The sequence below is a fragment of the Terrabacter sp. P5_B1 genome, assembly GCF_056400505.1.
Genome location: NZ_JBFULD010000133.1, coordinates 1 through 10,588, shown reverse-complemented (window position 1 = coordinate 10,588; position 10,588 = coordinate 1). Strand labels below are relative to the sequence as shown.

Annotated in this window: 12 protein-coding genes; 2 read left to right on the top strand and 10 right to left on the bottom strand. The window is 71.6% G+C overall.

The window, feature by feature from the left end:
* The 8 genes from cysS to AC1DP0_RS11250 all read right to left on the bottom strand — a co-directional run.
* On the bottom strand, positions 1–1,412 hold a 1,412-nt coding region (gene cysS, locus AC1DP0_RS11285; RefSeq protein WP_478084635.1), incomplete at its 3' end, for a cysteine--tRNA ligase.
* A gap of 125 nt (positions 1,413–1,537) precedes the next feature.
* Positions 1,538–2,218, bottom strand: coding sequence for an MBL fold metallo-hydrolase (locus tag AC1DP0_RS11280; protein WP_478084633.1), 681 nt, complete (start codon positions 2,216–2,218; stop codon positions 1,538–1,540).
* Positions 2,215–3,297, bottom strand: a complete 1,083-nt coding sequence (locus tag AC1DP0_RS11275; RefSeq protein ID WP_478084632.1) for an S-(hydroxymethyl)mycothiol dehydrogenase — start codon at positions 3,295–3,297, stop codon at positions 2,215–2,217. The genes AC1DP0_RS11280 and AC1DP0_RS11275 overlap by 4 nt, the downstream gene beginning before the upstream one ends.
* Before the next feature lie 145 nt (positions 3,298–3,442).
* Positions 3,443–3,946, bottom strand: a complete 504-nt coding sequence (locus AC1DP0_RS11270; RefSeq protein ID WP_478084630.1) for a hypothetical protein — start codon at positions 3,944–3,946, stop codon at positions 3,443–3,445.
* 94 nt (positions 3,947–4,040) lie between these two features.
* Positions 4,041–4,535: a 2-C-methyl-D-erythritol 2,4-cyclodiphosphate synthase gene (gene ispF / locus AC1DP0_RS11265; RefSeq protein WP_478084628.1), complete on the bottom strand. Its 495-nt coding sequence runs from the start codon at positions 4,533–4,535 to the stop codon at positions 4,041–4,043.
* Positions 4,532–5,332, bottom strand: coding sequence for an SDR family oxidoreductase (locus AC1DP0_RS11260; RefSeq protein ID WP_478084626.1), 801 nt, complete (start codon positions 5,330–5,332; stop codon positions 4,532–4,534). Before AC1DP0_RS11260 ends, ispF begins: the two co-directional genes overlap by 4 nt.
* A gap of 72 nt (positions 5,333–5,404) precedes the next feature.
* Entirely contained in the window at positions 5,405–6,136 is a 732-nt protein-coding gene (ispD, locus tag AC1DP0_RS11255) for a 2-C-methyl-D-erythritol 4-phosphate cytidylyltransferase (RefSeq protein WP_478084623.1), read from the bottom strand.
* Positions 6,126–6,608 (bottom strand): CarD family transcriptional regulator, encoded by a 483-nt coding sequence (locus tag AC1DP0_RS11250; protein ID WP_142176769.1) that lies wholly within the window; start codon positions 6,606–6,608, stop codon positions 6,126–6,128. The genes ispD and AC1DP0_RS11250 overlap by 11 nt, the downstream gene beginning before the upstream one ends.
* 286 nt (positions 6,609–6,894) lie before the next feature.
* On the opposite strand from AC1DP0_RS11250, the gene AC1DP0_RS11245 reads away from it, so the two are divergent.
* Complete coding sequence (locus tag AC1DP0_RS11245) at positions 6,895–7,416, top strand: hypothetical protein (protein WP_478084621.1); 522 nt, start codon at positions 6,895–6,897, stop codon at positions 7,414–7,416.
* A 63-nt stretch (positions 7,417–7,479) separates the two neighbouring features.
* Here AC1DP0_RS11245 and AC1DP0_RS11240 read toward each other — a convergent pair whose 3' ends face one another.
* Together AC1DP0_RS11240 and AC1DP0_RS11235 are read right to left on the bottom strand one after the other, a co-directional pair.
* Positions 7,480–8,163 carry a response regulator gene (locus tag AC1DP0_RS11240; protein ID WP_478084619.1) on the bottom strand — a complete coding sequence of 228 codons (684 nt, stop codon included), beginning with the start codon at positions 8,161–8,163 and terminating at the stop codon, positions 7,480–7,482.
* 63 nt (positions 8,164–8,226) lie between these two features.
* Positions 8,227–9,507, bottom strand: a complete 1,281-nt coding sequence (locus tag AC1DP0_RS11235) for a sensor histidine kinase (RefSeq protein ID WP_478084618.1) — start codon at positions 9,505–9,507, stop codon at positions 8,227–8,229.
* Positions 9,508–9,797: 290 nt separating this feature from the next.
* Between AC1DP0_RS11235 and phoU the strand changes: the two genes are divergently transcribed.
* Positions 9,798–10,517, top strand: a complete 720-nt coding sequence (gene phoU, locus AC1DP0_RS11230) for a phosphate signaling complex protein PhoU (RefSeq protein WP_478084617.1) — start codon at positions 9,798–9,800, stop codon at positions 10,515–10,517.
* Positions 10,518–10,588: the final 71 nt, after the last annotated feature.

Genomic DNA, 10,588 nt, shown 5'->3' with positions numbered 1-10,588 from the left:
AGGGACCACTGGGCCCCGGACGGGGTGTCGGTGATCTCGATGCCGACGGCCGTCAGGGTGTCGCGGATCTGGTCGGCTCGCTCGAAGTCGCGCTCCTGGCGCGCGACCTGACGCGCGTCGAGCTGGGCCCGCACGAGCGCCTCGAGCGCGAGCTCGGCGGCAGCGTCCTCACGACTGCCGCCCGAGCCCCAGTGGGTCGCTAGCGGGTTGACGCCGAGCACGTCCGTCATGGCGACGACGGCGCCGGCGGCCTCGAGGGCCGCCTCGTCGTCGTCCTCGTCGAGCGCGCTGTTGCCGGCCCGCACCGTGTCGTGCACGACGGCGAGCGCGCCGCTGACGCCGAGGTCGTCGTCCATCGACGCGACGAACGCTGCCGGCAGGTCGGCCGCGGCCACCGGCTCGATCGCGCCGCGGCGGGCCGCCCGCTCGAGGAAGCCCTCGATGCGCTCGACCGCACCGGCGGCCTCGTCGAGGGAACCCGGGTGGTACTCGATCGTCGACCGGTAGTGCGCGGCCGTGAGGTAGTAGCGCAGCACGATCGGGCGAGTCACCTCGAGGAGGTGGCCCACCTCGAGGGCGTTGCCGAGGGACTTGCCCATCTTCTGGCCCTTGACCGTGACCCAGGCGTTGTGGAGCCAGTACCGGGCGAAGCCGAGGCCGGCCGCGCGCGACTGCGCCTGCTCGTTCTCGTGGTGCGGGAAGCGCAGGTCGATGCCGCCGCCGTGGATGTCGAACTCGTCGCCGAGCCAGCGACGCGCCATCGCCGAGCACTCGAGGTGCCAGCCCGGGCGACCCGAGCCGAACGGCGTCGGCCACGAGGCGCTCTCGGGCTCGTCGGCCTTGCGGCCCTTCCACAGGGCGAAGTCACGGGGGTCCCGCTTGCCGCGGGGGTCGGCGTCGTCGGCGTTCGCCATGTCGTCGAGCGACTGGCCGGTGAGCGAGCCGTACTCCGGCCACGACCGCACGTCGAAGTACACGTCGCCGCTGCCGTCGGGGGCGGCATACGCGTGCCCCTTCTCGACGAGCGTCTCCATGAGCGACACCATGTCGGGCACGTGCCCGGTGGCGCGGGGCTCGTAGGTCGCCGGCTCGACCCCCAGCGCGTCGAGCGCCTGGGACGTGAGGCGCTCGTTGCGGTAGGTCAGGGCGAACCACGGCTCACCCGCCTCGGCGGCCTTGCGCAGCACCTTGTCGTCGATGTCGGTGACGTTGCGCACGAGCGTGACGTCGTAGCCATGGCCGGTCTCGAGCCAGCGGCGCAGCACGTCGAACGCGACGGCGAAGCGGATGTGGCCGATGTGCGGCGCACCCTGCGTCGTGAGGCCACAGATGTACATGCCGACCTTGCCCGTCTCGCGCGGCGTGAAGTCGCGCAGCTCCCGGGTTGCGGTGTCGAACAGTCGTAGGCTCACCCGCCGAAGTCTATCGGCGGAGCGCATGCTGCCCGACCAGCGCCGAACGCCCGCCCGCGGGGTCACGTTGCTCAGCGGGCTCAGTGGGCTCAGCGGGCTCAGCGGGCTCAGTGGGCTCAGGGGGCTCAGTGACCGCGGCGGACCCACTCCTCCACGTCGTCCTTCTCGCCGCCGATGGTGGTGGAGTCGCCGTGGCCGGTGAGGACGACCGTCTCGGGCGGCAGCGACAGCAGCTGCTCCCGGATCGACTCCACGATGGTCGGGAAGTCGGAGTACGACCGGCCGGTCGCCCCCGGCCCGCCCCGGAAGAGGGTGTCGCCGGTGAAGACGGCACCGAGGTCGGCGGCGTAGAAGCAGCAGGCACCCGGCGCGTGGCCCGGCGTGTGCAGCACCGTGAGCTCGACGTCGCCGACCGGCACGACGTCACCGTCCACGAGATCGCGCGTCGGTGCGAGGTCGGGGTGCGTCTGGTCCCACAGCACCCGGTCGTCGGGGTGCAGTGCCACCACCGCCTCCGGATGGGCCTCGAGCAGCTCGGGCACGACGGTGACGTGGTCGTCGTGCGCGTGCGTCAGCAGCACGTGGGTCAGGCGCCGGTCGCCGATGAGCTCGAGGATCGGGGCCGCGTCGTGCKGGGCGTCGATGACGACGCACTCAGTGTCGTCACCCACCACCCAGACGTTGTTCTCGACCTCCCACGTGCCGCCGTCCAGGCTGAAGGTGCCCTCGGTCGTCGTGTGGTCGACGCGGACGGCGCCCGGGGACGTCGGGGTGTCGCCCGCGTGGCCGGCCTCGGCGCCGCTCACAGCTCGACCACCGAGCGCAGCACCGTGCCGGCGTGCATCTTCTCGAACGCCGCCTCGATGTCGCCGAGGCCGATGCGCTCGCTGACGAAGGCGTCGAGGTCGAAGCGGCCCTGCTTGTAGAGCTCGACGAGCATCGGGAAGTCGCGGCTCGGGAGGCAGTCGCCGTACCAGCTCGACTTCAGTGCGCCGCCCCGGCCGAAGATGTCGATCATCGGCAGCGTCACCTGCTGGTCGGGCGTGGGGACGCCGACGAGGACGACGGTCCCGGCGAGGTCGCGGGCATAGAACGCCTGCTCGTACGTCTCCGGCCGACCCACGGCCTCGACGACGACGTCGGCGCCGTTGCCGCCGGTCAGACCGCGGATCGCCTCGACCGCGTCGGTGTTCGAGCTGTTGACGGTGTGCGTCGCGCCGAAGTGCTTCGCCTGCTCGAGCTTGGCGTCGCTGACGTCGACGGCGATGATCGTCGTCGCACCGGCCACCTTGGCGCCGGCGATCGCGGCATTRCCGACGCCGCCGCAGCCGATGACGGCGATCGAGTCGCCGCGGCCCACGCCACCAGTGTTGACAGCCGCACCGAAGCCGGCCATGACGCCGCAACCGAGCAGGCCGACGGCTGCCGCATCGGCCTCGGGCACCTTGGTGCACTGCCCGGCGGCGACGAGCGTCTTCTCGATGAAGGCGCCGATACCGAGCGCGGGTGTCAGCTCCGTGCCGTCGGTCAGGGTCATCTTCTGCGTCGCGTTGTGGGTGTTGAAGCAGTACCACGGCGTGCCTTTGGCGCAGGCCCGGCACTGGCCGCACACGGCGCGCCAGTTGAGGATGACGAAGTCGCCGGGCGCGACGWCGGTGACGCCCTCGCCGACGGCCTCGACGTAGCCGGCGGCCTCATGCCCGAGTAGGAACGGGTAGTCGTCGTTGATCCCGCCCTCGCGGTAGTGCAGGTCGGTGTGGCAGACCCCGCACGTCTCGATCTTGACGACGGCCTCGCCGGGTCCCGGGTCCGGCACGACGATGTCGACGACCTCGACGTCGGCTCCCTTGCTGCGGCTGATGACACCCTTGACGGTCTGGGGCATGACGGCTCCTTCGGCCTCGTCGGTTCGGTCGGTCCGATCCTTTCAAACGTCCTGACGGTCCGGTCCACTGGTAGCAAGGTGCCCACTCGACTCCCGAGGAGCCGAGTGGGCACGTATGCCGTTTCGCGGGCCGCCCGGGACGGCGTCAGCGCTCGCGGGTGGTGTCGCCGGTCTCGTCGTGCGCCCTGGCCTCGTCGACACCCCCGGTCAGGCCGTGCCCACCGCCGAAGCCCTCGCCCTCGCGCGCCTCGGCGAGACGGTTGCCGTGCTCGTCGACCCGGTAGCCCTCCTTGTCGGTGCGCACGTCGGGGTCGTGCAGGTCGGCCTGGCGCATCCGCTCGTCGCGCTCACGACGGACCGCCTCGGCGTCACCGGAGTGCTCGCGGGCCTCGGCCTCGAGACGCTCGGCCTCGAGCCGCCGCTTCTCGGCCTCGGCGCGGGCCAGCTCGGAGCGGGCCTTGGCCTCGGTCGCGCTCACCTCGCGCTCCCGCAGCTCCTGGTCGTGCTTCGCTGCCTCCTGGCGGATCTCTGCCGCCGTGTCGCGCTTGGCCTCAACGCGCCGCCCCCGGCTGCGGGACATCACCAAGGCGATGATGGCGATCACGACGATCACGGCCACGATGATCCAGATGATGGTGCTGGTAGTCATGCCGTCCTCCTGGTCATGCCGACGGGCGGCATGTCGCCGCTCCACTGTCGGCGTACCCGCCCGGACGCCGGAGCAAGCAGGTCGTGCTCGCCGGTCAGCGGGACGGAGGGCCGAGCACCAGTGCGGTGGCRACGGCCGCGACACCCTCGCCTCGGCCGGTGAGACCGAGCCCGTCGGTCGTCGTGCCGCTGACCGAGACCGGCGCACCGGCAGCCGCGGAGAGAGCCGCCTCGGCCTCGGCGCGGCGGGTGCCGACCTTGGGCCTGTTGCCTATGACTTGAACGGCGATGTTGCCGAGCTCGTAGCCCGCCTCGCGCACGAGGCGTGCCGCCTCCGCGAGCAGCGTGACGCCCGACGCGCCGGCGAGCTCGGGCCGAGCGGTGCCGAAATGCGCGCCGAGGTCACCGATCCCCGCCGCCGAGAAGATCGCGTCGCAGGCCGCATGGGCGGCTACGTCCGCGTCGGAGTGACCATCGAGGCCGCGCTCCCCGGGCCACCGCAGCCCGCCGACCCAGAGCTCGCGCTCGGACCCCTCGGGGGCGTATGCGTGGACGTCCACCCCGACTCCGACGCGCGGGAGCTGCGTCACCGGCCGTCCTTCCACTCGATCGGGCCGCGGTGGAGCTTGTGCGGGGCCGCCTGAGCCACGGGCTTGATGACCATGGTGTCGATGTTGACGTGCTGCGGCAGCCCGACGACGAAGCCCACGCACTCCGCGACGTCGTCGGCCACGAGGGGCCGGTCCACGTTGTCGTAGACCTTGTCGGCCGCCGCCTGGTCGCCGTGCAGGCGGGTCAGGGAGAACTCCTCGGTGCGCACCATGCCGGGCCGGATGTCGACGACCCGGATGTTCTCGCCGTTGAGCTCGAGCCGGAGGGTCTCGGAGACGACGGACGTGCCGTGCTTGGCCGCGACGTAGCCACCGCCGCCCTCGTAGACGCGCTCGCCGGCGATGGAGCTGATGTCGACGATGGTCGCCCGCGCCGACTCGCGCAGCAGCGGCAGCACGGCCTGGGTGACCCGCAGCGTGCCGACGACGTTCGTCGCGTACATCCGCTCCCACTCCTCTGGGTCCCCGTCCTCGACGCGCGTCACGCCGAGCGCGCCGCCGGCGTTGTTGACGACGACGTCGCACCGCGCGAGCGAGCCGACGCCGGTCGTCACGGACTCGGGGTCGGTGACGTCCATGACCAGGGCGCGGGCCGAACCGCCGCACCTCTCGATGTCGGCGACGACCTCGTCGAGCTTCTCCCGGCGGCGTCCGGCGACGACGACGTCGAAGCCGTCACGCGACAGGCGCCTCGCGATGGCTGAACCGATGCCGGTACCGCCTCCGGTGACGAGGGCGAGGGGTCGGGACTGGGCGGGGGGCGTCGCGTCGGTCACGCTGCCGACAATAGGCGCTGCCGGTTCGATGTATTCGCGCGGTCCGGAGCCCGCGCGAATACATCCACCCGGTCAGCGGGAGCCGAGGAGGCGGGCGGCGGCTTCGAGGTCGGCGGGCGTGGTCACCTTGAGGGCCCGCGGGTCACCCGCGACGACGAGGACCCGCTCGCCGAGACGCTCCACGAGACCGGCGTCGTCGGTCGCCTCGCTCGAGACGGCGTGCGCCCGCTCCAGCACGTCGCGCCGGAAGCCCTGGGGCGTCTGCACCGCGCGCAGGGCCGCACGCTCGGGCGTGCTCACCACGAAGCCGCCCTCGTCGACCTGCTTCACCGTGTCGACGACCGCGGTGCCGGGCACGACCGCGACGGCGCCGGCGGCAACTGCGGCCACGACCCGGTCGAAGACGGCGACCGGCGTCAGGCACCGGGCGGCGTCGTGGACGAGGACGATGTCGACGTCGTCGCCGAGCACCGCAAGCCCGGCCGCGACGGAGTCGCCCCGCTCGGCCCCGCCCACGACGACGGTCACGGGCGAGGTGGACCCGAGCTCACGGCATACGCCACCGGCCACGACCTCGGCGTCACCCCGGTGGGCGGCGGGGGCCACGACGACGACCTCGGACACCGCGGCGCACGAGAGAACCCCCCGCAGGGCGTGCCCCAGCAGGGGCGCCCCCGCGAGGGGCACGAACGCCTTGGGGACACCGGCCCCCAGACGCGAACCGGAGCCGGCCGCGACGACGATGACGCCGACGCGACCGGCTCCGGTCTCGTTGTTCAGGATCTCGCTCGAATCAGGAAGCAAGGACCTCGTCGAGGATGGTCTCGGCCTTCTCCTCGTTGGTCTTCTCCGCGAGCGCGAGCTCGGAGACGAGGATCTGGCGGGCCTTGGCGAGCATGCGCTTCTCGCCGGCCGACAGACCACGGTCCTGGTCACGACGCCACAGGTCACGAACGACCTCGGCGACCTTGATGACGTCACCCGACGCGAGCTTCTCGAGGTTCGCCTTGTAGCGGCGCGACCAGTTGGTCGGCTCCTCGGTGTGCGGGGTGCGCAGGACCTCGAACACCCGGTCCAGACCCTCCTGGCCCACGACGTCGCGGACACCCACGAGGTCGCAGTTCTCGGCGGGGACCTCGATCGTCAGGTCACCCTGGGCGACCTTGAGCTTCAGGTAGAGCTTGTCCTCTCCCTTGATCGTTCGTGTGTTGATCTCTTCGATCAGTGCAGCCCCGTGGTGGGGGTACACGACCGTCTCGCCGACCTTGAAAACCATCTGCTGTTTTCCCCTTTCGCGACCTCAAGATTATCACGAAACAAGGCACATCGCGATCTCAGGAACCTGCATCATCGCAGGTCAGAGCCATAGTCGGGGAGCACAAGCAGACAGTTGACGTCTTGACAGAACCCGCATTCGCATGCATCAGGAGCTGCGCCGACAGGGCCTGCCAGGGCCTGGTCAGGGCCTGGTTCGGGCCTGCTGCGGGCGCGTTACACACCCGTCCACGCCGCCGCGGCGGGTACCCGGGCCCCTCGGTGCGCCCGCCGGTAGGCTGTCGCCCGTGAACCGTCGAATCCCCGCCCCGGCCCCCACGCGTCGCCCGTCCACCCGCAGAGCGGCGACGGTTCTCGCGGGCATGGCCCTCGCGCTCGCGACGACCGGGTGCTCGGTCAACAATCCGATCCAGACGAACGTCCCCTACCTCCCTGCCGACGGCGTGCAGGCCGACGTGGGCCACCTCGCTGTGCGTGACCTCGTGCTCGTCGGCGACGGCACCGGCACCGTCGTCGTCTCCGGCTCGGCGACCAACCTCGGCGAGCAGGACATGACGGTCCAGATCGCCGCGCAGCCCGACCCCAACGCGACGACCCCGCCCTCCGGTTCCGAGGTCCAGCTGCGTCCGCACGAGCAGGTCAACCTCGCCACGAAGGGCCTGCAGCTGAGCGCCGTCACGACCAAGCCCGGCGGCCTCCAGCCGCTGGTCGTCACCTCGAGCACCGGCGGCACCGCCGTCGTCAAGGCTCCGGTGCTGACCCCGCAGGACTACTACTCCACGGTCACCCCGGCGCCCACCGGCAGCTGACCCGCGACGCGACGGTGACGTATGCCGTGGGCGGGCCCCACGTCGCCAGCGTCGTCAGCGTCGTCAGCCGGCCTCGAACTTGTAGCCGAGCCCGCGCACGGTGACGATGTGCACCGGGTTCGCCGGGTCGGGTTCGATCTTTGCACGGAGGCGCTTGACGTGGACGTCGAGCGTCTTGGTGTCGCCCACGTAGTCGCTGCCCCAGACGCGGTCGATCAGCTGCATGCGGGTCAGGACGCGACCCGAGTTGCGGAGCAGCATCTCGAGCAGCTCGAACTCCTTGAGCGGCAGGGACACCGACCGGCCCTGGACGCTGACGGTGTGGCGCTCGACGTCCATCCGCACCGGTCCCGCCTCGAGCGTCGAGGGGAGCAGGTCCTCCGGCTCGGCGAGACGGCGCAGCACGGCCTTGACGCGAGCGAGCAGCTCGCGGCTCGAGTAGGGCTTGGTGACGTAGTCGTCGGCGCCGATCTCGAGGCCGACGACCTTGTCGATCTCGCTGTCCTTGGCGGTCAGCATGATGACCGGCACCGAGGAGCGCTGACGCAGGGCCCGGCACACGTCGATGCCGGACAGACCCGGCAGCATGAGGTCGAGCAGGACGAGGTCGGCGCCGTGCTTGTCGAACTCGGCCAGACCGTCCGGCCCGGTCTCGGCCACGGCGACGTCGTAGCCCTCCTTCTTCAGCAGGTAGGACAGGGGGTCGGAGAACGACACCTCGTCCTCGACGATGAGAATGCGACTCAAGACGGGCCTCTCGGGGTCGGCCAGCGCGGGGCTGGCGGGTTGCTCAGGTGGAGTCAGGCGGGCTCAGGCGCTCACGGACGGGGCCGCGCCGGTGTCGTGCGGCAGGGCGGCATACGTGGTCGGTTCGACAGGGTCAGCGGGCGCGCTGGCCTCGGCGGGCTCGGCGGGCTCGGCGGGCTCGGCGGGCTCGGCGGGCTCGGCGGGCTCGATGGCGCCCGAGGCGTGGGCCGCCGGCAGCTCGATGGTGAAGGTCGACCCGCGTCCGGGCTCTGACCAGACCGACACGTTGCCACCGTGGTTGTCGGCCACGTGCTTGACGATCGCGAGCCCGAGTCCCGTGCCGCCGGTCGCCCGCGAGCGCGCCGTGTCGACGCGGTAGAAGCGCTCGAAGATCCGCTGCTGCTCGTCGGGCGCGATGCCGAGCCCCTGGTCGGTGACCGAGACGTCAATCACGCCGGCGCGGCCGCGCCGCACCATGAGGCCGACGCGGGTGCCGCTGTCGGAGTAGGCGATCGCGTTGCCGACGAGGTTGCTGATCGCGGTGGTCACGAGCTCCGCGTCGCCCCACACCTCGCAGTCCTCGTCGATGGCCGTGACGAGCTCGATGCGGTGCTCGTCGGCGATCAGCCGGCTACGGTCGGCCGCGTCACGGGCGCACGCCCCGACGTCGATGAGGGTGGGGTCCTTGATGACGTCGGCCCCCTGGAGCCGCGAGAGCTCGACGATCTCCTTGACGAGCCGGGTCAGGCGGTCGGACTCGACACCGATCCGCCTGGCGAAGCGGACGACCGCCTCGGGGTCGTCGTGCGCGTGCAGCACGGCCTCGGCGAGCAGCGAGATGCCGCCGACCGGGGTCTTGAGCTCGTGGCTGACGTTGGCGAGGAAGTCCCGCCGGATCTCCTCGACGCGTGCCGCCTTGGACCGGTCCTCGACGAGGAGGAGCACGTGGTCGGCGCCGAGTGGGGCGACGCGGGCGGCGACGACGAGGCGCCCGTCCCCGAGTCCTTTCTGCAGGGTCAGCTCGGCCTCGCGGATGATGCCGTCGCGACGCACGGCGCGGGCCAGGTGGAGCAGCTCCGGGTGCACGAGCTCCTGACCCCGCACGAGCCCCTGCGCCACGGCGGCCGGCGAGTTGTTGACGACCCGGTCCGAGGAGTCTACGAGGATGCCGCTCGAGCGCAGGACCGCGATGACCTCGCCGACGCCGGGGGGCAGCGGCGGATCGCTGGCGACGGCCTGCTCCGCCGCCGTCGAGCGGTCCGACAGCCGTACGGCCACCATCGCCAGGCCGCCGAGGGCGAGGCCGGCGATGCCACCGAGCGTTGCCGCGGTTGTCGGGTCCACGACACTCAGCGTACGCATCCGGCCGCGCAGCCCTGACCAGGTGCGCTCCGCTCCTGCGGAGCGCGAACCCACTGTTCACCTCGGCGTACCCACGCATTCACGAAGCCCTGCGAGCCTCTGCATCAGCGGGGACGTGACACCCCGCTCGTATGCCGTTCCGCGCGCGTCGCGGAGTGGCAGGCTGGCCCTCGTGCCACCGGCCCGCGAAGCGGACGGCACGCGGCGAGGCTGCACGACGCAGCGGCACGAGCACGTACGACGACGCACGACCGGCAACTGACAGGAAGACCATGCGCGACCAGTTCCACGAGGACCTCGACACGATCTCGGACCAGCTCGTCGAGCTGACCCGGCTCGCAGGATCGGCCATCTCCCGCGCCACGACCGCCCTGCTCGACGCCGACGTCCATCTCGCAGAGTCCGTCATCGAGGCCGACCGCAAGCTCGACGACATCCGCATCGAGCTCGACGAGCTGTCGATCGACCTGCTCGCGCGCCAGCAGCCCGTCGCGACCGACCTGCGCATCGTCGTCACGGCGATGCACATGAGCTCGGACCTCGAACGGATGGGCGACCTCGCCCGGCACGTCGCCAAGGTCGCCCGGCTGCGCACGCCCGAGTCCGCGGTGCCGCCGGAGCTGCGCTCCCACATCCTGCAGATGGGCCAGGTCGCAGAGGCGATCGTCGCCAAGTGCGGGTCGATCATCGCGAGCAAGGACGTCGCCGCCGCCATCGCGCTCGAGAAGGACGACGACGCGATGGACGACCTCCACCGCGAGCTCTTCGCAGCACTCCTCGACGAGAACACGTCGTGGTCGCGCAGCTCGATCCTCGACCTGACCCTCGTCGGCCGGTACTACGAGCGCTTCGCCGACCACGCCGTCTCCGTGGCCCGCCGCGTCGTCTACCTCGTCACCGGGGAGTACGACTCCGAGGTCAGCTTCGACCACGAGGACGACGAGGACGCCGACGTCATCGCCGAGATCGAGCGCGGCACCACCCCCGCCTGACCCCAACCGTCGAAAGGCCACGTTTGGCCGCCTCGCAGCCGTCGAAAGGCCACGTATGGCCGCCTGACCGC